The following is a 21470-nucleotide window of genomic DNA, read 5'->3' as shown; positions in this document are numbered from 1 at the left end:
ACGTCAGCCTTGACGGGCCTTGCGCGCCGCATATCGGCGATCGCGTTCCGCTTTGCGGGCGGCTTCATCGGCCACGACGCGAGCAACGCGATCATTGATTTCCGCCTGCCTGGCTTCCGCCTCGGCCTTCTCATGGGCCTCCGCAGCTGCCGTCAGAGCTGCCGCTTCCGTCAAAATGCGCTCGGCCTCCGCCGCCTTTAAGGCTTCGCGCGCGGCGCGGCGTTCGTTCCTTGCGGCGGCAACGGCCTCGCGAGCGGCACGCCGCTCCTGTATGGCGGGGTCGGTCGATTTCGGAGCGGACGCAAATTTTGCCAAAAGCTGCTGCTTGGCAGCCTCTGCGGTCTTGCGGCGCTCGGCAAAGCTATTGTCGTTCGGGTGTCTCAACGTGTCTTCCTTATCGGGTTTCGGGCGGGCCGGGCTGAGGATGCATATCGCGCTTAACGGGAGGTCGTGCGGATATTCGCGTCAGCCTATGGCCGTAACGGAAAAAGGCCAGACATCCGCCTGGCCTTTGAACACTTTTGCTACCATGCCAGTACATCCGTGGTCATGGGACGCTAAAGCTTAAGCGGCCTGGAGCTGGCCCGCGGACATCTTGCCCGACTTGGGATCGCGCTCCAGCTCGAAGCCAAGCTTCTGGCCTTCGACGATCGAGCGCATGCCGGCACGCTCGACAGCAGAGATGTGAACGAAGACATCGGCGCTGCCGTCGTCAGGCTGAATAAAGCCGAAGCCCTTGGTGGCGTTGAACCATTTAACTGTGCCTGTGGTCATAACGAACCCTTTCATAGCAACATTGATCTACCACCGGGCGACGCACGGCGGTTGTTTTCGACTTTTGAGAGGGGAAGTTCGTCAAGAGGTGCGAAGTGCAGCACAAAACAAATATCGGCAAACAAAGTATCGATGGATCTTCCGATATACCATCCTTATACGGATGTCAACTTTTTGTTTTATGAAAAAGCAATTTACTACCATAAGTACATGTCTGGAAAATATCTCCATCCGCAATTCCCTTGGTGATTTAGCGTCCGGCGTATCGCGCGCTACGGGGCCGCATCAGTTAATGTTTCCTTACGATCCGCGGCTTCGGTGTTTTACGCTCGACCAATCGCAGGAATGGGGACGTGGCCAGATCCCGCAGCCATGCTAAATGGCTGCTTCGCAGGAAAGACCAGTCTCCATTGCCGCAGCGGAGAGAAGAACGCTGTGGGAAAAGCCATTCGAGCGCTGCGGATCGGTTATTCGCGGTAGTTAAGTCTTAGGTTGTCGCGACAACAATCGAGGGTAGCCTGGAGCAAGTCCACTCCGAACTTGAGACCTTCAACCTCCGCCTCAATTGAAACACCCTCAGAAATGGTGTTTTTGGCTTCGAGGAGGAGCTCTTTTTCAAGTTCATCGAACCAGGCCAAGTCACCTTCTGTCCGCATGGTCGCAAGTTTTTCGATTACCGTCTGTAGTGCCGGTCCAAGCATGGTTATCGCGGCGCTCAAGTTCAGGACCGTGAACTCCCCTGATATCGGAGCTACCATTCGATTGGTCATTCTTTTCTCCTTTTGCATAGGGAAGATGGAATGCAAGAGAGTGCTTTCGCTCAAAGGCTGTCCCAGAGCCTAAAGCTCGCAGTCAGCTCATGAGGTGCCAATCAGTCAATGAAATCGAATGATTGTGGTTCCGGACCAGCGAGTTTCGGTTTTCGTACCACAGCAGCCAACCTGCCACCCGGCGAACTGGGTTCCACAGAATGCCCAAGAAGCTTGGACACCGCATGAAACGGGTCATCTGCTTCTATTTCAAGGGCGGCTCCGGCATGGATGCCAGGGCGGTCTGCATCATCGAGAAATGTTTGAACTAGATATGTCGCCATTGGTCGTGCCTCACGTTAACATCCAACGCGCCGTTATTTTCGACGTCCCTTGTCCGTCTTGCTCCTGGAAGCTGACGACGTCTTTGCATCGTAACCTTGACCGTGGTTCGTGCCACCGAGATGGCCGCCGCCGCTGGTATTGGCAACTTGGCGCTGGGCCTTTCTCAGTTGCTGCTCTGCGTTATGCTTTTTCATGAAAACTCTTTCGTGTGAGAAAAATAAAGGCCGGGTAGGAAACCCGACCTTCGCACTTCAATATTCAAATCCAGTGCATCCGGGTCAAAGACGGAAGCGATATTGGCTTTATATGGACTGCAGGTTTTCCGCGGCACTCTTGCCCGAGCGCTTGTCTTCGACAAGATCATAGCTGATCTTCTGGCCTTCGCTAAGATAGGTCATGCCCGAGCGTTCGACCGCAGAGATGTGAACGAACACGTCCTTCGAGCCATCAGAGGGTTGGATGAATCCGAAGCCTTTGGCAGTGTTGAAGAATTTTACGATACCATTGTTCATGAAGACTATCCTTTCAATCGTTATGCGCCAGCCGCGCAGCAATACGCTTGCGGCAAAAGATCGATTTTGAAAGGAAAGATCAGCTCGTGCGCAAATGCGCAAAAACGAAGCTCGACAAGCAATCTCGATATTTAGTAGGTGGGCTACAACTGTGTTCCTAGAAAGGCGGTAAGCTGAATGGGGCGCGGGCTGTTAACGTGAGGATGACGTGCAACTGTCCTGGGCCTCGCCGCCCTTATCGTCAGAACACCTGGCCTCAGATCGAGAATCGAGTGCCGACGGGAGCCTCTTTAGCAATGGCAGTGGCCTAGGGCTTGCAGTTGCTCGTATTGACATCCGTTCACCCATTGCTTTCGCCACGCCTAGAGCGCATGCTGCGCATCAGCAGCCGTTAAAGGGCGCTGCTGTTTCAGGGTGTCCTTACCCTGGCCCAATGAAAGGAGGACACCGTGTCTTCCATCCTTCACCTCAAGATTGCCCGAGATGCCGACAGAATATCGGACTCAGGGAAGCCGGAGAGCGCGCTCGACATGCAGTGCCGGCCATCAATCATTTTCATCATTTGGTCTCCTCAAGTTAGGCATCAACTTGTCCGAGACGCGTGGGGGTACGGCACTGCCTCTGCTGTAAAATAGACCGTAATTGCGATCGTCAGCGCAACAGCAGATGTATCGGCTTGAACGGAAGCAATCTCATACCCAAACAATACAGAGGATACAGAAATGGCTAAAGGACAAATGCGCAGCAATCGGGAAGCTAGAAAGCCGAAAAAGGATAAGAGCGCAGCTCCGGTGGCGGCAGTTCAGGGGGCGCAGGTCAAGCTTGCCGGCAGTGGCCTTGGTCTCGGGAAGAAACATACATGAATTCGACGTAGGCGCAGGGTTTAGGGAGGCGCCGGCTTGGCGCCTCTGCCCCGCCACTCACTCCATGACGCAGACGCCGCTGCGGAGTCGATAAGGATGGTTACAATCCCATGCGCTGCCGGTCGAGTTCAGATGCGCGTTTTCCGGAACCATGATCTGCAAACATTTATCTGACTTCATTTCGAAGCCCCTGTCGCATTTCCATTTCTGGCCATATGGCGCGTCAACGAAAATAGCGTTCTTCGGAACCTGAACGGCGATGCAAGCCTGATCCTTCTGTTCGAAGCCCCGATCGCACCTCCATTCATTTCCGCTGGTTGTCAGATATGCATGGGCCGGAACTTCGAGTTGGACGCATGCCTGATCGGTGGTGCGATATCCCCTTTCACATTCCCAACCCGACCCTTGAGTGGTTTCCGACAAAAAGGCGTTCTCCGGAACTTTGATCAGGTCACAGCCCGCATCGCTCTGGTGGTATCCACGCAGGCATTTCCAGCGATCGCCGGAATACGGGTCGATATAGGCATTGTCTGGAACCGGGACGGCGAGACATTGATCGCCCGTCTCGACGAATCCATAGTGGCAGTCCCAGCCCTTGCCGTAGGAACTGTTCGTCAGGAACGCATTATCTGGGAGTTTTACTTCAAAACAGGTGTCATCCTGCCTCCGGAAGCCATGGCTGCACTCCCAGCCGGAGCCGTAGCGGCTTGCTTGGGCATTTTCAGGCATCGGTTTCCCAGTCTGGCCGAATGTAGTGGAGCTGAGCATCGGCGCAAAGAGCAAGAGTACGGCTATTGTCAGGACCTTTGCCCTGCGAAATTGTCGGTACATAAATTTATCTCCAATAAGCCTGCACCGGCGCCTCCAGGTCCGAAGGTTCGTGGAAAGCAGGTCGAAGGCAGGGAAGAACGAAGGTGGTTGCGGCCCAGCCTACGGGGCTTCAATTTTTTCGGTGCATCCACAGGTCGATGCGGACCGGAGAGATTGCCGGACTTGCAAGCGGTGGACCTTGAAGAGGTCGTCCCTTAAGAATTGCCGCCATTCCAACTCGATGATCTCGTAGATCCCGCTCATTCATGCCGCGGACATTCACGAGCATTTTCTGGAAATAAAGCAGAAAGTTCAGATGTGAGGAGTAGGACGGCATCGCGTCCTCCTCTTGTCGGGGGCTAGGGCTCACCTACTGTCCCTCAGGCGGCAGCGCCCTTACAAATAGCGGCCGACGTGTCACCTTGGACTTCATTCCCGCTTCTGGCAAGCGGTGCTTTGGTCATCGGCCTTCGTCTTGAAAGAGGCACAATGCATCGCTATATTGGGTCTCACGTTTTCAGCCTTTTCGGCTACCTGATCCTCCCGGCTCAGCCGGTTGCTTGGCTAACCCTGATTTTGCGAACGTTTTGAACTCCGCCCCACCGGCTGGAGATGTTTGCGTCGGACGTTTGTCGTCCGCAAGCCAGAACGAGGATACTACCTTGATTGATACCGCTCGCCATGCCGCCGAAGGCCTGTTCAAACGTCCGGACGCCGGGGAAGGGTCTAACGCCGCGAAGCTGCGAGACTTCCGCAGCAGGCAAATCCTCCGCAAACGCGAGATAAAGCTTGCCGAGCTGCAGCAGCGTCTTGAAAAGCGTGCTGCGGATCCTGCCATGACCTTGTTCTTCCGTTGACGCCGTGAGTTGCAAAGTCCAGCGGGCTCGTCCGCAACGTCTCTGATCGTAAGGAATAAAACATGGCAATTTTCGACTATAGCGCCGGCGCGGGGCTTTACCCATGCAAAACCCTCAAGAGGAGGAGTCATCTCCGCTATAAGAGGTTCGACTCTGCCGCAGAGGCGCTTCGCTTTGCAATTGAGGACATGCCGGCCTCTCTGCTTCGAGGCTCCGTTCTCGAGGTCGAGGAGGCTCGTTTCGATGGTATGCAGATGCGCAAGCTCTACGACGCTGCTGGGTACCCGCTCACCAGAAAGTTGTGATGCCGCAGCTCCCGTAACCCCGCATTTCGATCGCCTCGCCGTGCCATGCCGACATAGGCCTTGGAGCCTAACAACCGGCCCCCAATAGCAAATTTCCCAATAGATTACTCCACCCAGCAAGGATTGAACGTTGAATAAAATTACCCTTACGCCCGTCCAAATCAGGGGCCTGAAACTCGCCAAGGAAGGAGACCTCTTTCCCCAAGAGGCGAAGAAATGGACGCATCTCAATGCCGTCGTCACCTACGCCAAAAGCGATCGGTTCAAGGAGCGGCCACAAAAAATCAAGTTCCTGACGACAGAGACATTGGATGCATTGAGGGAATTGGGGCTTCTGCGAAGTCTCAATCCGGATGTGAAAACAGAGGAAGCCGCCCATGGGATTACGATGGCTGGCAAGATGTGGCTTCTGAAAGACAAGTGACACGCCGGTCTTCGCTATTCAAAGCAAATAGCGAATTCTAGCATCCGAGCGAAGGAACAGCCCTCTGAAATTGGGGCGGACGGTCCATGCTGCCGCTTGCGACGCCTCAAATGTGGCATGATAACCGTCAATATCACTCAGCCCTAGGCTGTTCCCGTTGTCGGACCGGATGATGTAGCCCCAAGGCGCCTGCCGCGGGTACTCTCGCCCAGCCTCCATGTCGGCATGGCTTGAGAAGCCACGCTTCCGTGCCACGCAAGTGATGTCGATACGCCGCCGCTCGGCTCCCTGCAATGAGGGGCGGAGCGGATTTCGGCGCTTTCCTCCACTCCGACATGCTTGATTGTGACAGCGTCATGCCGTTCAAGATTCCTTACCAACAGAGAAGCTGCAATGTCCGAGATCGAGAAAATTGCGAACACGGTTGTTAAACTGGCGAAGCCGAAAATGCAGCCGAAGAACCTGTTCGAGGCGGTGAGGAAAGTGCATCCAAAAGCAACGAAGGGAGAGATCACCCGCGGCGCCTTTTACGCAGTCATCATGGCTGCGGAGAAGTATCCGGACACGGTGCATGGGCTTCACAGTCTTGCCATGGAAAGCCGGAAAGACACTCAAGACGACAACCAATGATGGGCGGAAGCCGCTGCGGAGTTGTGCGGCTCCGACGGCTTCGCCCGTGCGGCGGTCAATGACCGTGCCGTCTATCAGGCGCTTAAGGTAGGTAAGATAGGGAAGACGTTTGCTTTCTCAGCAGGCGCTTTTCTCATCCTGGCTATCTTGGATTTCACCGCCATTCGATAGCCGACTTCCTTTGGATGCCGTCCAGTATTCGATGCCGCGGATGCCGCCGGTTCATCAAGAATCTCCCCAATGGCAAACACTGTTCATCGTCATCCACCACATCGGGGTAAACCGCGCGATCCGAAGCTTTCGGCAGACCGTATTCCCGGTGAGGTGACCTTCTCAAGGCGCTGGCCCCTATCGGCGTCCAGTACGTGGCCACCGCCGCCATCAACTCTGCCAAGGTCCGCTTTGGCGATCCCACCATCCGTGAAGCGCTTCAATTTGAACCCCAGTTCACCCGCTACGGATCGATTAAGCCCAGAAGAGCGCAAGAGGAGACGTGCTAATGGTGAAGGTGATCACGAGCATCGTCCTCAGCGCAGGCCGCAACGAAATGAGGACGGGCTTGTTCGGTGCGAACTTCGCCGCGGATTGCGCTGTGACATAAATTGAAGGCGCTCCAGTAGAGCGGCCCGGATTTGTGGCGGAAATGCTCTTGCATGTGCCGAAGAGCATCGCCGGGACCTTTGATGGCCCTGCCGAGCAAATCGGCTCCCTCCACGTGCACTGGGCGTCGCCAGCGGGCGGCAAATGCGATCCTGATTACGGTACTCAAGGACGCTCACCTCTCAGATGGCCGAGGAGAAATCTCCCCGACTGTCTTCATTACCACGCGCACGAGGTCGGAGTCCGATTTATTCCTAAGTACGAGACCGTAACGGGTGCTTGCGCTTCTATCCAAGCTGGTCGCCGAAAAGGAGACAGAGCTTTGAACCACTACGCCGGTCATGCCCATCCGATACGCGGGTCTGGTAGTTCCACCCGAAACCTAGTGCCGTGTGCTGCTAACTGCCTGCTCGACGGCAACCTTCGCATCATCAGGCGACCGTCTGCCTTCCTGAACGGCTACGCAGGTTTTCCATGCGTGACGCCAACTCCTACTGGTCTGGTTCGGAGTGTGAGAAAGCCAAGTCAACGCCTCCTCGGGCGATCCGACGCTTATCCGAAGGCCATCATCTTCAAAGACTATGGGCTTATCCCAACGTGTGACGAGCATAATCCAGTCCCTAGTGGCGCATTGTCTATACAAACCAATTCCGGGCAGGCTGTCATAGTTCCGTCGACAATCACAAATGAGGAGTGAAGTCATGAACAAGCTCAACTTCGCCGCAATCCCCCTGCGCGGTGGTTTCCTCAGCTTCTACCGGATGGTCCACTATTGGGGAAGAACGTCATCCGGCACGATTTCCTCCTCGTGGCATGGCGTTGATGCGCTGACGCTGAAGAGAACACGGCGCGCGACTGCCAAGAAGCTATTGCGCAAAGCGAGGCCGTAGAGGTCGAGCGGGTGAGGGCGGAAGCATGAGTATTCACCAGCTAGCGCTAATCGAAGGTTCCAGAGAGTTGATTTACAGCGAAGTGCTCAAGGCGTCGCTCGAGCGGAAAAATGGCTGTCGTCGTCGGCGAGACCGCAGGAACGGATCCTGCGGTCTCGATGATTCCGATCCATTTCAATGGCGATGACCAAGAGAACCTTCCGCAGCAGGTTCGCCGATCGAGATGGCTCTGGAGAACGGGATGAGCTGGTACACGGCGGAGAGGCCGACCAGGACGTAGACGATCCGAGAAAGGATAGCTTCCTGACCACCGAACAACGTGGCTACAAGGTCGAACTGAAAGAGGCCGACGAAAAGCCAACTGATGCCACCGATGATGATCAGCAAAAGGGTGACGAGGTTGAGCGCGTGCATTTCTTCTTCCTTTGCGTGCTTATAATCGACCCAACGTTGCTGCGGCTCGCGCGTTCCACGGGTACTGCGCAATCATTCGTGATCTTTACCGGGGCGAGGGCCGCATGAACCACCCGGGGCCGAAGTAATCTTTGCAATAGGCGCGCTCGACCGCATCAGAACCGCTATGAGACGACCACGCGCGGTTCGTGGTCATGATGCTGGCAGAGACCGCCAACAACAAGCCTTCATCGATGAGACCTCCCTGTGGCTCGTCAGCGATATGGCAAGGACCGCGGAGAAGAACTTCCTCGAAAGATCGGCATGGCGCGAGCAGATTAACTGCGCGGCCGCAACTAGGTAGCCTCGTTTAGTGCGGTGGGTTGGTGACGCTGCTCTTCGTATCAACGTTACCTGTGGAATCGGTCATCCACGCGGAAATGGCGAAAACGAGGCCGCATACCATTGCCGCGAAAACCAGGATGATGGTAAAAGCTCGCAGGTCTGAAGGGGCATCGGACGAATATAACCAACGCTTTTACTCGTTCAACCCAGCCGTCAAATCGACTGCAACGGTTGCTCCCGGGTTTATGCGATATTTTTTTGGAGGTCGGCAGGTTTTGTCTGACGAATAATGCTGCTGAGCGAGCGATGCAGGGCTCGCGCCCGGCAAGAAGCCTAATCGGATCGCGGCGCTGGCCGTGCCGCGTTCATGGTCACGTTGATCATGACGGCAACGCTCAACGACATCGATCCGCGGGCATGGCTTGTCGACGTTCTCGCAAGCATCGCCGACATGCCGGTCACCTGTCCGTACCTCGATGATTGCCGTCAGAACTTCCGTCTCCTCCGATCCCACCTTTAGCGCATTCGATATCAGCTGTGGTGTTTATACTCTTTAGTGGGGGCAGCCATATTGTGCATTGCACACCTGGGGCAAAACAACATCATCGACAATGGCCTCGTTCAGAGCAGGCAGCTCGAAGGCACGCCCCAATCCTGATAGGTATCGGGTTGCTGAAACCTCTAAAAACGCTGCAAACCAGCGTGGATCGATTCCATCGGCTCGCAAAACCTGGCCGATCACGGCATCGTTCAGCATGTCTTCGGCTGTCATTTCCGGCATGATCGCCTCCTTTTCAGCTCTCAGATTCGCACGCCGATAAGAAGCGCTGATGTCCGCAGGAAGGTAAAACCAAGGCAATTCGCTCCGCGAGGAGCATGTGTCTACCAAACTGACCTGTTGTGGCTGTTGGTCAACGCCTTGGCGGCAGGACACCGTGTGTTTCCTTACATTCTATAGGATACTGCTATGCACCGACGTCTGAACCAACACATATAAAAAGAGGCCCGACCAAGCTGCGAAGCAGGATTCGGACCCCTCTCGCCGCTCGGGTTAGGGTTTGGGAACGGCAATGGCATGCTCTCCCAGAAATAGAATCGCGACAATCCCTCAAAATAGTGGAAACGAGCCGCCTCGTTACTCCTTTGGATCGTAGGTATCAGGCTGCAAGGAGGACGACACCTATCAAACACTGGCCAATGGCATGGCAAAGCTATGAAAGAAGTAACCTTCACGCCTTCATCCAGGACAGTCAGACACATACTTTTAATGGTGGGGAATAAACCTGAGGCTGCATTGTTCGATCCGACGAATCCAAAAGACGGCTCCGTCGATCAGTCTCCTGCGACCAATACGTAGAGCTGATGCTCTCCATGAACGCCATGCTGATAGAAGCTAATGATCTGGGCGGCCAATTCGGTGGCTTCGACTGTGCGCTTGCTGGCAAGTTTGGCTTCACACGCGCGATCGAATACTCTTTGCAACATCTCCAATTGATCTGGCTCGATCGGCTGAAGCAGTTGGACGTGATCGACGAGCATTTCGGTAGGCACTCCGTAAGCGGTCGTGGAAGCTATGGCCATCTTTCGGCAATGAAATCGGTCGTCTTGTACATAGATCAAGCTGGCAACGTGCTGCGTTGAGCTGACAGGCACGATGAAAGGGGAGCACTCCAGGGAGCTGCGGACCGCGGTCCAGGATAGCTGCGCTCGAACACAAGGCTCAAGCTTTCGAACATGGCCTTCAATCTTGGAGCTGTGGCGGGCGCGGATCGATAGCTTCTCGCGGTGACGAGCAATTAGGCAACGTGATGATGACGTTCGTCGAGCTCGTAAGGAAGTTCGACGGCACCGCGGATCGATCTCCACGTCCCATGGATGATCTGCGGATCCGTTCTCTTTATCATTTTGCTTTGCTGGAAGCGCGCATCGGACCACAGCAAACTTGCGATGCTCGTCGATGATTAAAGCTAGCCTGCTCTCGCCGCTCACGAAGGAGACCAGAGCCGGCGGGCGTGATCGATCTGCTTATCCATCTGTTCGCGTGTGGCGCCCTTACGATATAGGTTCCAAACCATTTCTCGTTCGAGTTCCTCGAAACTCGCTCCTGCGATCTTGGCTTCGAGAATGAGATCTCGCGCGTTTCCTTCATCAAGAGTGCGAGAAGAAGAGTCCACATTCCCAAAGCACCCAATCACTTTCGACTTCCAGCTCATCGCCCGACTGCCTCCCTCATAAGACTGCATATAAACAGCTTAGCACTATCGGAAGTGCGCTTGTAGCCGACATGGCATAGGCGGCTGTCCGTGCTGAGCTTCTTTAGAGGGCAACCGTCGCGGTTCAGGTGCGGGTCTCGCTCTTGTCAGAAAAGTGCCGTACCCAAAGCTTGGGCTCGCTCCAGCGTTTTAAGGTCTCCGGAGAGGGTGAAATTTCATCAAAATTTCATATTGGCCGGTTCATTCGGGCGGTTCGATCCGCTAGCCTTTAAGCATGGGGTTTTGGTTCTCGCCTTTTTCCGTGTGGAAGACGACCGCTGCCGTTTCCTGGCGGGCCAAGCCCGTTTTTTCGGGCGCAAGGCTGTATCTTGCCGCAAGCGCGATGATTGCTTTTGCCGGCTTTGCCGCCCCGGCCAATGCTGCGCCGGCATGGTTCAATTCCCCCTATAATTACGTCGTTCTCGATCAGGACGTGCGGGTCGCACTCACCGAGTTCGGACGCAACCTTGGCCTGCCCGTGGTGCTGTCCGATGCCGTCAACGGCCGTGTCCGCGGACGAATCGAGGCCAGGACGGCCGGCGATTTCATGGAGCGCCTGGCCGGCGCCAATGGCCTGACCTGGTATTTCGACGGTTCCGTGCTGCATGTCAGCGCGGACAAGGAATTCGTGACGCGCGTTCTCGATGCCGGTCGCCTGCGCGGCGAGGCGGTGGCGAGCGAGATGCGCGAACTGGGTCTGGCTGATGAACGTTTCTCGCTCCGCGCGGCGCGCAACGGAAATGTCATAACAGTGTCAGGACCACCTGCTTACATCAATGTCGTCGGACAGCTCGTGGAGCGCATGCAGCCCGAACCGGTCGTTTCCGGTGACGATCCGCGCGTGCGTGTGTTTCGCGGCGGCGTGATGACGGAAGTCGTCTCGACCGGGCCGACAGAGGCCGACCAGTCCGGTTCGGATCGTGAGAATGCTGCCCGCAAGGCGCGGGCGGCTCGACCTTGAGACGGGTGGAAGGCGCTTTCGCTTGTCACCTAGCCTAAAAAAGAGGAGCAACGCATGGCAATGACCCCTGTTTCCGGAGTGGATTCCGGTTCGTTTTCGACGACCAACGGCGAAGCCGCTTTTGATGCGGCCCTGAACAACGCGCAGAGCGGCGAGATGACGCCCGAGATGGAAGAGATGATGATCGAGGGCGCCATCACCATCGGTGGCCAGATGATCATCATGCCGCGCGCCAACGACATTCTCAACGAAGCGATGTCCGACGAATAATCGTCTGAGAACTAGGTGCTCCTTTTGGAGGGAAAGTCATGACGACACCGATCGTGGCTGCGAGCGTGCAGCAGCCGACAGCAGTACAGGATGTGCTGCCGCAGGCGACCCAGAACCTGTTCGAACACGTCGCAGCCCAAGCCAAAGCTCTGCCGGAAGGTGCTGGACCGGCGCAGCTCGGCCAGGAAATGCTGCAGAACCTCAAGGGCTTTTTCGAGCGCAGCGGCAGCTTTGCCGAGCGTGCGAGCAGTCTGACGCAGCGCACGCCGCAGGCGACGGGCGGAGAGCTCGTCAGCGCCGGCTCGAAGGGCGCTGGTTTGGCCGATCTTCCGCAGACGCGGAATTCGGCAATCCCGGTCGACCAAAGCCAGATGGACAAAGTCATCCAGTCGCTCAGCATGATGTTCGATCATTCGATCGAGACGCAGCTCGTGGTGCGCGGTACGACCCAGGTATCGGGCGCAGCGAATACTCTGTTGCGCGGCCAGTGATGAACGCGCGTATTTCGGGGCTAACTACCTCCCTGGCCGCACCCTTGGTGCTTGCGCCATTGCGCAAGCTCGCGGGCGCGGCGCTTATCCTGTGTGCGCTGGTTCTATCCGGCTGCCAGGAGGATCTCTATACAAATCTTGCCGAGCGCGAAGCTAATTCCATGATCGCAACCCTGCAGCGGAACGGCATTCCGGCGAGCCGCATGCTGCAGGAGGACGGCCGCATGAAGGTGGTCGTCGATCGCGACCGCTTCTCCGAGGCGGTACGCGTGCTCGAAGATGCCGGCCTGCCGAAGCAGGCATTTGCTACCATGGGCGAAGTCTTCCAGCAGGAGGGCTTGGTCGCCTCGCCGATGCAGGAGCGCGCCAAGATGCTCTATGCGCTGTCGGAAGAACTTTCGAAGACGGTTTCGGAGATTGATGGCGTTCTCTCCGCACGCATCCATATCGTGCTGCCGGACAATGATCCGCTGCGCCGCGAAGCTTCGCCGTCCTCCGCTTCGGTCTTCATCCGACATGAGTCTGGCCTGAAGATCGATCCGCTCATTCCACAGATCAAGACGCTGGTCGCCAATGGTATCGCCGGCCTTTCCTATGACAAGGTCTCGGTCGTGCCTGTGGCCGCACCTGTCACGCAGCCGGCTTCGGCCACGCAACCGATGGTCGCCTTCCTCGGCCTCTGGATGCTGGAAACCAGCGTATCCCGCGCGATGTGGATCATTGGCGGCCTCGCCTTCCTCGTGGTCGCGCTCGCCGGCGCGCTGGCAGCGGTAATCTGGCGCCAGCGCGGTCATCGCACCTATGAGCTGGAGAGCTACCGATGAGCGAGATGCCGGCAGATCTGCATCCGGATCGTATGGCGGCCTGTTTTCGCACGGTCGGCGCCACCGGCCTGCCGAAAAGACTGACGGCCGAGCCACGTTTCGCGGGGCGCCTCGCCGGCGTGCTGCACCGACATTACGATCTGACCGAGATGGACGAAGGCAGCGGTGCACCAGAAGATCAGGGCCTTGTCGCTCTTTCGCGCGACGAACTCGAACGGCTCGCCGTGCGTGCGGGCGTCATTCTTCGCGCCCGAGAATTTCTTCGGGAAATCCGGGGGCCGGTGCTGGCCGCCCTGGCCGAACGATTCGGCCCAGGCGCGCTCGAAGACGCCCGCCGGCATGTGGACCTTGCGGGCAATCGACCGCCGGCGATCGATCTCGACGGATTGGAAGCTGCCGTGAGCCTCGATGGCGAAGCGTGCCTTGCCGCCTGGATTGCGGCTTTGCCGGCGCCATTGTCGCGGCGGGTATGCCTGAAATGGCCGAACGACCACGCCGTACCGTCGACCGACGATGCCTATGTTATCGAACGGGGGCCGGTTATTCTGCGACGCCTAGCGTCCGTTGCGGGCCTTGGCGCATGACGGAAATGCCGAACCGGCCGCTCGCTCGTATCATCCGGGCGGAGGACGCAGCCAGTTGGATTGACGGGTTCGCGTTCCTGGAGCGGGCAAAGGCCGAGGCTGCGGCCATTCGTTCGACCGCCGAAGACGAAGTTGCCAAGGCGCGTGAAACGGGACGTCAGGAAGGACGCAAGTCCGGCGAGGCAGAAGCCGCGGCCCTCCTCATGTGCACCCAGGCGGATGTCGAACGCTATCTCGCATCGGTCGAGCCGATGGTGGCGGCGCTGGCCATGGAGATCGTCGAACGGGTGATCGGCACGATCGGCGACGCCGAACTTGTCGCGCGTGCGGCGCGCCAGGCGCTGGAAGCCCTACGCGAGGAAAATGCCGTCGTCGTGAATGTCGCGCCCGAGCTGGTGGGCGACGTGCAGCAGCATCTGGCTGCGATTGGCCCGACGGGTATGACCATTCGTATCTCTGCCGACCGGCATCTTTCGGCGCGGCAATGCATGGTGACGACGCCTGCGACGAGCATTGATGTCGGTATCGATGCGCAACTCGATGCGATCCGCGCCGCCATGAGCGAACAGGGCAGGAGCGGCGCATGAACCAGATGCGCCGCTCCGATCTCGATTCCATTCTGCCGCGTCTGTCGCTGGCGGTGTCCTCCGTCGATACGCGCCCGACGCGCGGCCGGGTTCGCGAGATCCGCGGCGTCATCGTTCATGCCAGTCTGCCGCAAGCGCGTATCGGCGAGCTCTGCCATCTGCGCGATCCGGTGACCGGGCGGCAGGTACCGGCCGAAGTCATAGGCTTCGAGGACGAGCGTGCGGTGCTTTCTCCGATCGGGGATCTGGAGGGAATGTCCGCGCGTGCCGAAGTCATCCCGACCGGGCGGGCCTTGCGGGTGCCGGTCGGCGAGGCTCTGCTGGGGCGGGTGATCGATCCGCTCGGGCGTGCGCTCGATGCCGGTTCGCCGATTCCGGCCACGACGGAGACCTATCCCGTACAGGCCGATCCGCCGCATGCGCTGGAGCGTGACATCATCGAGCATCCATTGCGCCTTGGCGTGCGTGCGATCGATGGGTTGATGACCGTAGCCCGCGGTCAGCGCGTCGGCATTTTCGGCGAGCCGGGGGTGGGAAAGTCGTCACTCCTTGCCTCGATCGTCGCCGGCACCGAGGCGGACGTGATCGTCGTTGGCCTGATCGGCGAACGCGGCCGCGAAGTGCGGGAATTCGTCGATGTGCAACTGAGTGCGCGGGCGCGCAAAAAAGCCGTCACCGTGGTGGCGACGTCGGATCGCCCGGCCATCGAGCGCGTCAAGGCCGCCTATGTCGCGACCACGATCGCCGAATATTTTCGCGATCGTGGTCGCAACGTCTTGCTCCTGATGGATTCGGTGACGCGCTTTGCCCGTGCACAGCGCGAGATCGGGCTTGCGGCCGGCGAGCCGCCGACCCGGCGCGGCTTTCCGCCGTCCTTCTTCGCCGCCCTGCCGCGCCTCCTCGAAAGGGCCGGGCCGGGGAAGGGCGGGTCCATCACGGCGCTCTATACCGTGCTGACCGAGGGCGAAGACGGCCTCGATCCGGTGGCGGAGGAAACCAAGGCGATCCTCGACGGCCATATCGTGCTGTCGGGTGAGCTTGCCCAGCGCAATCATTTTCCGGCGATCGACGTGCTGAAAAGCCGAAGCCGTCTGATGAACGGCATCGTTTCCGCCGAGCATCGCGACCTTGCCGGCACCATTCGCGAAAACATGGCGGCCTATCGTGACATCGAGCTGCTATTGCGCGTCGGCGAATACAAGGCAGGCAGCGACGCGCGCGCGGATTTGGCTGTGGCCCGCCACGATGCGATCGAAACCTTTCTGCGCCAGCCCTCTGACGAGATCTGCGATATTCGGACGACGGTCGAACGGATGAAAGAGATCGTCGCATGAGTGCAACATCGGATCTACCGCAGCTTCTGGCGCTGCGGTCTCTCCGCGAAGAACGTGCGAAAGCTGCGGTATCGATCGCTGCGGCCCGACTTCAGGAGGCATCCCGTGCCATGTCGGAGGCCGAAGCGGCAATTGACGCCCATGACCTTGAGACCGATCAACAGGAGCGGCGGTTTTTCGAGGCCATGCATATGCGGCCTCTCTCCGAAAACGAACTCGGCCGAACGCATGACCTGTTGCGCGCCTCCGATCAGCGGCGCGATGCGCTGATCGACAAGCGGAATAAAGCCGCTGAGGCGCTTGGTGACCGCGAGCGGCAGCTTTCCGCGGCCCAAGCCGAGTGGCGCCGGCGCCTGTTCGAGCGCGACAAGCTGGCCGAGGCGGAAAGTCGGCTGCGCCATTCGGACCGGGCGCGGATCGACGCCTTGGCGGAGCAGGAAGCGGAAGAAATGAGTGCAGATCGGGCACGACTATCATGCTGAGAGATACGGGCGCCCATTTCGGAATCGGATGCGGTGGAGCGAGTGTCGTGAACATGCTTGCGTCGCCGCCCGAACTGCCGCCAGCCGGCCTTCAGGAGCGCCTGTCGCGTCGGCGCACGCCGATCGCATGTGTGCTCGGCGAGAGGAAAGTCAGCCTCCATATCGGCGAGGTGTTTTCGGGCGAAGATGCCGTGGCTGTCCCGGTCCGTGTGGGCGCCGATGATTGCCGCCTGCACCTGTCGGCGGCATTGATCGAATGGCTGCAGCAGCCGCTTGGGCTCAAAGGTGTGCTGATCGACGAGGAGCCGCCACAGCGTGCCCTGCTTCTGGAGCTGGCGGCCCTCGATCTTCTGCACCTGCTGGAAAGCCGGCTTAGCGAAGACATCCGGTTCGGCGAAGGTGGCGACGCGGATTTGCCGCATACGCTGGATCTGGCCTTCGTCGCCGACGAGCGGTCGCTTCCGCTGCGTCTGGAATTGCCGCCTCAGCTCGCCGAGATCTGGGCTGATTTTCTCGACCGCGTCCAGCCGTCCGAACCGGCGGACCTTTCCGGGCTCACGGTTGAGCTCGTCATCGAGGCCGGATCGCAGGATCTGACTCTCGACGAATTGGAGAGCCTGCGGCCCGGCGATATCGTCATGCTCGCAACCCATCGGACAGTCGTGGTCTTGGATGGAAAGCTGATTGCCCCCGTGCGGCGCCAGTCGGATTGCGCCGAGCTGGATGGGCCTTTCTATCCGAAGAGCCGCCGCGCCATGGTCGGCTCGCTGCCGGATCTTCGCGACAATCGGAACGGTACGCACATCCTGCATATGGTCGCTGAATTCGCACGGACGACGATGACGCTCGGCGAAATCGATGCGCTGAAGTTGCGTCAGCCGTTGCCGCTTTCCTATTTCGATGAAACAGGCGTCGACATCGTCGTCGATGGCCGGCGTATCGGGCGCGGCGAGCTCGTCATGATCGGCGCCGGCATGGGTGTGCGCATCCTTCATCTTCTGCCCGCGACCCCGGTATAAAGCAGCCAGACATCATGACAGAATTCCAGCCGAACCTGATCGCCATCATCATCGTCGTTTCGACGATTGGTCTCCTGCCGCTGGCGGTGGTAACAATGACGGGCTTCCTGAAGATTTCCGTCGTGCTCTTCCTCATCCGCAATGCGCTCGGAATTCAGCAATCGCCGCCGAACCTTGTCCTCTACGGCATCGCGCTCATCCTGACGGTCTATGTGACGACGCCGCTGGTTGGCAATATGTACCGGGCGGCCGAAAGCCGGCCGATGGATATCCAAACCGTCGAGGGGCTGCGCAGTGTAGGAGAAACGCTGGCCGAGCCCTTGCGCGAATATCTCAAGCGCTTTGCAAATGAGCGCGAGCGCCAGTTCTTCATCGAGGCGACGGAGAGTGTGTGGTCGCCGGAAGCTCGCGCCGCGCTTCGCGACGACGATCTCGTGGTGCTGATCCCGGCCTTCGTCGCATCCGAACTGACGCGCGCCTTCGAGATCGGCTTCCTTCTCTACATCCCGTTCCTGGTGATCGACCTGATCGTCGCCAACGTGTTGATGGCCATGGGCATGATGATGGTCTCACCAACGCTGATCTCCATTCCCTTGAAGATTTTCCTCTTCGTGGCGGTGGAAGGCTGGTCGCGTCTGATGCACGGGCTGATCCTGAGTTATGGAGGATAGCGGATGGGCCAGGAGGTCTTTCTCAACGAAATGAACCGCGCGCTGGTGACGGTACTGATCGTCTCGGCGCCGGCACTCGGTGTGGCGATCATCATCGGCATCAGCGTCGGCCTTATTCAGGCGCTGACGCAAATCCAGGACCAGACATTGCCGCAGGCGGTAAAGCTGGTCGCCGTCATGCTGGTTCTCATTTTCGCGGGGCCGCTTCTTGCCGTCCAGGTCGCAGCGCTGGCGAGCCAATCGCTCGACAGCTTCGCGTCGCTGACACGGTAGGCCGATGAACCTCGCGGCGATCACGGCAGCGATCACCGAATTTGCCTATCCGGTGCTCGTCGCCGCTTCGATCGCCGTCGCACGCGCGCTCGGCATGATCATGCTGACGCCGGCATTCATGCGGCTCGGCCTGACGGGGATGATCCGTTCCGCGGTGGCCGTCGCCATCTCCTTGCCGATGATCTTTCCGATCTTTCAGCAGCTTGCCGTGACTGGCCAGCCGACGAGTTTTGATCTTGCCGGCCTCCTCATCAAGGAAATGGTGGTGGGCGCCTTGATCGGACTTGCCTTCGGCATTCCCTTCTGGGCGGCCGAAGTGGCGGGTGACCTGATCGACCTGCAGCGCGGATCGACGATGTCGCAGCTCGTCGATCCGCTGGCGGCCGGCGAATCCTCCGTCACGGCGACGCTGCTGACCGTTACGCTGCTGGCGCTCTTCTTCATGTCGGGCGGATTCATGCTGCTGCTCGATGGTTTTTACCGAAGTTATCAGCTCTGGCCGGCGGCGAATTTCGCCCCCGTTCTGAACGCAGAGGCATTTACGGGGATCCTGCGTGTCCTGGATCGTATCATGCAAATTGGCGTCATCATCATCGCGCCGCTGGTGATCGCCATTCTGATCGTTGACATCATGATGGCCTTTCTGTCGCGCATGGCATCGCAGCTCCACGTCTTCGATCTGTCGCTGGCGGTGAAAAACCTGCTCTTCGCATTTCTGATGGTATTATACCTTATCTTCCTGGTACCGCTGCTGCTCGACCAGCTGGGGGCGCTGCGCGGCACGTTCGACATCCTGCGCAGCTTCGTGACGAATGGAGAGGGTGCGTCATGAACAATCCGGTGCTTCCCTTGCTCGACGGTCTGGCAGGCCTGAGCGACGCCTTTTTAGACAGCGCCGCTAAAAAGAACTGGACCGAGATCGAGGACCTGGAGAAGGAACAGGGATCGCTGGGGGCGGATGCCAGACAAAAGCTGTCCGGCACGGCGCTGACGACATCGGTCGTCGCAGATGCATTGGCACGGGTCCAGCCATCGAAGCCCGACGTGATCGACCCCGCGCCGCTAACGTTTGAAAACCTGATCGACGATGCCGGCAGGCCGGCTCAGGTAGGCGGGACGGAAGATCGTGATGACAAAGGTCAGGGCGACTTCGCCGCGCCGGCACGGGTCGCTCCGGCAGCGGAGATGCGTATGACTGCCGCATCGAATGCCGCCGCCGAATGGCAGACCATATCCTATCCTGGCTCGCCGTCGCCTGTGTCTTCCCCCTCCGGATCAGGACAGGCGATTGCAGCTGCTGCATCCGGCATCGAGTACAGTCTCGCAGCATCGGGTTCTTTCGTCGCAGCGCAGAAGCTGCATGCGGCCGTACGCTCGCTTTCTCCTGAACAGGTCTCGGCATTGCTCGACAGGGCAGCCGGACTTGTCGCGACGATTTTCGAACAGGTGGTCCGCGGCGAGGATCGCGGCGGCAGGATCGATGAGAGGCAGCGCGAGGTGCGCACCGCGCTGGCTCTCGCCCAAGTCGCGGCCGCCATCGACAAGGACCCTCGCAATCCAGCGGCGACCCGCCTGATGCAGGATATCAGCGCCGTCATCCTGGCGCCGGCGACCCCGAACGACAACACTATCTTTTCAGGCCTTGCCCAGGCGATCGGCATCGGTGCGGGTGCGAAGCTGGCGCTGGCGATTGCGGCGCAACTCGCCCATCGCGACAAAAATCCATCGCGCGCGAAGGCGCTGCTGACGCTTCTTCTCGCCGGCTTCGTCCGGCTCGGCGAGCGTATCGACGAAGCCTATTCCGACCTGTTGCGGCATGCCGGCCCGCTTTGCATCGAATGGATAAAGTGGCGGGGAGAGGGCGAGGAGGAGGCGATCCAGGCGCTCATCGATTTCCTCAAGGGGCAGTCGGCTTTTCTGGACAATCTGGAACCGCGGCTGGAGCGTCTCGAACACACAGGGCTGGAAGCTTTTCGCGCCATTCGCGATCTTGCTGCCTATTCCTTCGACGGCAAACTGCGCGATGTGCATGACCGCTTTCTGGCCAGCCGGAGCGTCTTTGCATCGATCGCCGGAAGCAATGCGGCACTCAAAGACATTCGGCAGATTTCGCTGGCTGCAAGCGGCGAAGAACCGGGGCCCTCGCTGGAGATGATGCGGCTGACATTGACGGATGTCGGATTCGATGCGCCGCGCGCCGCCTTCCTGGCCGATCTCAGCCAGCTTAGTCAGAACGCGCTTATGCTGGGCGCGAACTGGACGGCCCTCGAAAGCTTCACGCGGATGGAAGCGCAAGGCCGCGCATTCCAGCGTCTTCTAGCTTTCTTGAACGGGCAATACGTCGTCGCCGCGACGCCTGATATCGTTGGCTTCGACGATCCTGACATGCAGATCTAGGCGGCATAGCCGCAAAGGGAAATGGCATGTCCATGAACGGGTCGCCGGCAGGGTCTTCGTGCATTGCCGGCGTTCCGTTTTTGGATAGATCAGTTCTGCGCGCGCTGTTTGGTCGCGTCGAGTTCCGTCTTGCTCTCGGTGGTGATCTCGGTGATCTTCGCCGAGGCGTTGATGGCGCGATCGAAAGCATCGCTCATGGCGGCAATGGCTTCGATGGACGAGCCCTCAAGGCCGCCCGCAGCTGCCCATTCGAAATTCCAAACGCCAGAAAGACCATCCTCCCCGGCAACGTCGTGGGTCTCGATCGAGGCAAAGACGTCTTCATGGCGCACCATGTAGGCGGCTGCTGCCGAAACATCGGAAGGAACGCCGCCATTGGCGTTGTTCGCAAGCTCGGAGAGTTCACGCGCATTGATCGCGGACTTTCCGTTCTCTTTCAAATATTCCACCAGAACCTGGCTGGATTTCGCGGCGTTCAGCTTCTGCTCGAACGACGAAGCACTGGAGGTTTGGGTCGGAGGCGTAATGCCGGCGGGGAATGTGATGGACATCGGATACTTCCTCGGCTTTTTGAACCGTCAGCATCTATTAACCACCCGCGTGACGCCCGTATGAAGCGAATGGAATTCCCGGCGACGAAGACATCAGCTCACGCGTTTTTCTGCTCCAATTCCGCCAGCCGCTCCTTGCAGACCATCTCGACAAGGCTGTGGAGGTGTTCCGTCCGTTCGAGAAGCCAGGCGAGTGCTTCCTCGGTGATCTCGAAATGCTTTGAATAGCGCGCCTTCACATAGGCCTCGTTGAGGATGTTGTACCAGGCGGTGAAGC

Annotated in this window: 29 protein-coding genes and 2 pseudogenes; 20 read left to right on the top strand and 11 right to left on the bottom strand. The window is 58.8% G+C overall.

The genetic code is table 11. The features are described from left to right. Positions 1–3: 3 nt before the first annotated feature. The 5 genes from YH62_RS24130 to YH62_RS24110 all read right to left on the bottom strand — a co-directional run bounded on the left by YH62_RS24130 (position 4) and on the right by YH62_RS24110 (position 3972). Positions 4–384, bottom strand: a complete 381-nt coding sequence (locus YH62_RS24130) for a DUF6481 family protein (RefSeq protein ID WP_046796859.1) — start codon at positions 382–384, stop codon at positions 4–6. 180 nt (positions 385–564) lie between these two features. After that, a complete protein-coding gene (locus YH62_RS24125) occupies positions 565–774 on the bottom strand; it encodes a cold-shock protein (RefSeq protein WP_046796858.1) in 210 nt (69 codons plus the stop codon). Positions 775–1241: 467 nt separating this feature from the next. Then, positions 1242–1544: a hypothetical protein gene (locus YH62_RS24120; RefSeq protein WP_052760496.1), complete on the bottom strand. Its 303-nt coding sequence runs from the start codon at positions 1542–1544 to the stop codon at positions 1242–1244. Positions 1545–2170: 626 nt separating this feature from the next. After that, complete coding sequence (locus YH62_RS24115) at positions 2171–2380, bottom strand: cold-shock protein (RefSeq protein WP_046796857.1); 210 nt, start codon at positions 2378–2380, stop codon at positions 2171–2173. A 920-nt stretch (positions 2381–3300) separates the two neighbouring features. Next, positions 3301–3972: a hypothetical protein gene (locus YH62_RS24110; RefSeq protein WP_137326548.1), complete on the bottom strand. Its 672-nt coding sequence runs from the start codon at positions 3970–3972 to the stop codon at positions 3301–3303. 743 nt (positions 3973–4715) lie between these two features. Here YH62_RS24110 and YH62_RS24105 point away from each other — a divergent pair. The 4 genes from YH62_RS24105 to YH62_RS24085 all read left to right on the top strand — a co-directional run bounded on the left by YH62_RS24105 (position 4716) and on the right by YH62_RS24085 (position 6269). Continuing rightward, positions 4716–4910 carry a hypothetical protein gene (locus tag YH62_RS24105; protein ID WP_046796970.1) on the top strand — a complete coding sequence of 65 codons (195 nt, stop codon included), beginning with the start codon at positions 4716–4718 and terminating at the stop codon, positions 4908–4910. A gap of 62 nt (positions 4911–4972) precedes the next feature. Beyond that, positions 4973–5215, top strand: a complete 243-nt coding sequence (locus YH62_RS24100; protein ID WP_046796855.1) for a hypothetical protein — start codon at positions 4973–4975, stop codon at positions 5213–5215. A 130-nt stretch (positions 5216–5345) separates the two neighbouring features. Continuing rightward, positions 5346–5639: a hypothetical protein gene (locus YH62_RS24095; RefSeq protein WP_046796854.1), complete on the top strand. Its 294-nt coding sequence runs from the start codon at positions 5346–5348 to the stop codon at positions 5637–5639. A 393-nt stretch (positions 5640–6032) separates the two neighbouring features. Beyond that, positions 6033–6269: a hypothetical protein gene (locus YH62_RS24085; RefSeq protein ID WP_046796852.1), complete on the top strand. Its 237-nt coding sequence runs from the start codon at positions 6033–6035 to the stop codon at positions 6267–6269. Positions 6270–7251: 982 nt separating this feature from the next. Here YH62_RS24085 and YH62_RS29675 read toward each other — a convergent pair. Beyond that, the gene (locus YH62_RS29675) at positions 7252–7479 is read right to left on the bottom strand and encodes a DUF982 domain-containing protein (RefSeq protein ID WP_082118497.1); all 228 of its coding nucleotides are present in this window, start codon (positions 7477–7479) and stop codon (positions 7252–7254) included. A 91-nt stretch (positions 7480–7570) separates the two neighbouring features. Here YH62_RS29675 and YH62_RS24080 point away from each other — a divergent pair, with 91 nt between their 5' ends. Next, on the top strand, positions 7571–7759 hold the full coding sequence (locus YH62_RS24080; RefSeq protein ID WP_046796851.1) for a hypothetical protein: 189 nt from the start codon (positions 7571–7573) through the stop codon (positions 7757–7759). Positions 7760–7933: 174 nt separating this feature from the next. On the opposite strand, the gene YH62_RS24075 is transcribed toward YH62_RS24080, so the two are convergent. Beyond that, positions 7934–8173 (bottom strand): DUF378 domain-containing protein, encoded by a 240-nt coding sequence (locus tag YH62_RS24075; protein WP_046796850.1) that lies wholly within the window; start codon positions 8171–8173, stop codon positions 7934–7936. 579 nt (positions 8174–8752) lie between these two features. On the opposite strand from YH62_RS24075, the pseudogene YH62_RS29670 reads away from it, so the two are divergent. After that, a pseudogene (locus tag YH62_RS29670) lies at positions 8753–9017 on the top strand (transposase domain-containing protein); the annotation flags it as partial. Between the two features lie 33 nt (positions 9018–9050). Here YH62_RS29670 and YH62_RS24070 read toward each other — a convergent pair. Continuing rightward, positions 9051–9278, bottom strand: coding sequence for a hypothetical protein (locus YH62_RS24070; RefSeq protein ID WP_046796849.1), 228 nt, complete (start codon positions 9276–9278; stop codon positions 9051–9053). Between the two features lie 590 nt (positions 9279–9868). Between YH62_RS24070 and YH62_RS30300 the strand changes: the two genes are divergently transcribed. After that, the gene (locus YH62_RS30300; protein ID WP_137326547.1) at positions 9869–10138 is read left to right on the top strand and encodes a hypothetical protein; all 270 of its coding nucleotides are present in this window, start codon (positions 9869–9871) and stop codon (positions 10136–10138) included. Between the two features lie 344 nt (positions 10139–10482). Here YH62_RS30300 and YH62_RS24060 read toward each other — a convergent pair whose 3' ends face one another. Beyond that, positions 10483–10710 (bottom strand): hypothetical protein, encoded by a 228-nt coding sequence (locus YH62_RS24060; RefSeq protein ID WP_046796847.1) that lies wholly within the window; start codon positions 10708–10710, stop codon positions 10483–10485. A 382-nt stretch (positions 10711–11092) separates the two neighbouring features. Here YH62_RS24060 and YH62_RS24055 point away from each other — a divergent pair, with 382 nt between their 5' ends. Genes YH62_RS24055 through YH62_RS23995 form a run of 13 tightly spaced genes read left to right on the top strand, consistent with a single transcriptional unit; the run spans position 11093 to position 20642 of the window. Further along, positions 11093–11710 carry a secretin N-terminal domain-containing protein gene (locus tag YH62_RS24055; RefSeq protein ID WP_046796969.1) on the top strand — a complete coding sequence of 206 codons (618 nt, stop codon included), beginning with the start codon at positions 11093–11095 and terminating at the stop codon, positions 11708–11710. A 54-nt stretch (positions 11711–11764) separates the two neighbouring features. Then, complete coding sequence (locus YH62_RS24050) at positions 11765–11980, top strand: hypothetical protein (RefSeq protein WP_046796846.1); 216 nt, start codon at positions 11765–11767, stop codon at positions 11978–11980. Positions 11981–12018: 38 nt separating this feature from the next. After that, on the top strand, positions 12019–12471 hold the full coding sequence (locus YH62_RS24045) for a hypothetical protein (RefSeq protein WP_046796845.1): 453 nt from the start codon (positions 12019–12021) through the stop codon (positions 12469–12471). Continuing rightward, the gene (sctJ, locus tag YH62_RS24040) at positions 12471–13295 is read left to right on the top strand and encodes a type III secretion inner membrane ring lipoprotein SctJ (protein WP_082118483.1); all 825 of its coding nucleotides are present in this window, start codon (positions 12471–12473) and stop codon (positions 13293–13295) included. Before YH62_RS24045 ends, sctJ begins: the two co-directional genes overlap by 1 nt. After that, the gene (locus YH62_RS30565; protein ID WP_046796844.1) at positions 13292–13879 is read left to right on the top strand and encodes a hypothetical protein; all 588 of its coding nucleotides are present in this window, start codon (positions 13292–13294) and stop codon (positions 13877–13879) included. Before sctJ ends, YH62_RS30565 begins: the two co-directional genes overlap by 4 nt. Beyond that, complete coding sequence (sctL, locus tag YH62_RS30560) at positions 13876–14466, top strand: type III secretion system stator protein SctL (RefSeq protein ID WP_046796843.1); 591 nt, start codon at positions 13876–13878, stop codon at positions 14464–14466. Before YH62_RS30565 ends, sctL begins: the two co-directional genes overlap by 4 nt. Before the next feature lie 5 nt (positions 14467–14471). Further along, complete coding sequence (gene sctN / locus YH62_RS24025) at positions 14472–15800, top strand: type III secretion system ATPase SctN (protein WP_170986279.1); 1329 nt, start codon at positions 14472–14474, stop codon at positions 15798–15800. Beyond that, positions 15797–16282, top strand: a complete 486-nt coding sequence (locus YH62_RS30295; protein ID WP_137326546.1) for a hypothetical protein — start codon at positions 15797–15799, stop codon at positions 16280–16282. Before sctN ends, YH62_RS30295 begins: the two co-directional genes overlap by 4 nt. Positions 16283–16335: 53 nt before the next feature. Continuing rightward, positions 16336–17301 (top strand): FliM/FliN family flagellar motor switch protein, encoded by a 966-nt coding sequence (locus YH62_RS24015; RefSeq protein WP_245282176.1) that lies wholly within the window; start codon positions 16336–16338, stop codon positions 17299–17301. Between the two features lie 14 nt (positions 17302–17315). Continuing rightward, complete coding sequence (gene sctR, locus YH62_RS24010; protein ID WP_046796839.1) at positions 17316–17972, top strand: type III secretion system export apparatus subunit SctR; 657 nt, start codon at positions 17316–17318, stop codon at positions 17970–17972. Positions 17973–17975: 3 nt separating this feature from the next. Continuing rightward, the gene (locus tag YH62_RS24005) at positions 17976–18245 is read left to right on the top strand and encodes a flagellar biosynthetic protein FliQ (RefSeq protein WP_046796838.1); all 270 of its coding nucleotides are present in this window, start codon (positions 17976–17978) and stop codon (positions 18243–18245) included. 4 nt (positions 18246–18249) lie between these two features. Then, a complete protein-coding gene (gene sctT, locus YH62_RS24000) occupies positions 18250–19077 on the top strand; it encodes a type III secretion system export apparatus subunit SctT (RefSeq protein ID WP_046796837.1) in 828 nt (275 codons plus the stop codon). Continuing rightward, positions 19074–20642 (top strand): hypothetical protein, encoded by a 1569-nt coding sequence (locus YH62_RS23995; protein WP_046796836.1) that lies wholly within the window; start codon positions 19074–19076, stop codon positions 20640–20642. Before sctT ends, YH62_RS23995 begins: the two co-directional genes overlap by 4 nt. A gap of 89 nt (positions 20643–20731) precedes the next feature. Here YH62_RS23995 and YH62_RS23990 read toward each other — a convergent pair whose 3' ends face one another. Together YH62_RS23990 and YH62_RS30860 are read right to left on the bottom strand one after the other, a co-directional pair. After that, on the bottom strand, positions 20732–21193 hold the full coding sequence (locus YH62_RS23990) for a hypothetical protein (RefSeq protein WP_046796835.1): 462 nt from the start codon (positions 21191–21193) through the stop codon (positions 20732–20734). A gap of 98 nt (positions 21194–21291) precedes the next feature. Continuing rightward, positions 21292–21470 (bottom strand): annotated as a pseudogene (locus YH62_RS30860) (nucleotidyltransferase); the annotation flags it as partial.

It is taken from the genome of Rhizobium sp. LC145, assembly GCF_001005825.1.
Taxonomy (GTDB): domain Bacteria; phylum Pseudomonadota; class Alphaproteobacteria; order Rhizobiales; family Rhizobiaceae; genus Neorhizobium.
This window is presented reverse-complemented; position numbering and strand designations above follow the sequence as displayed.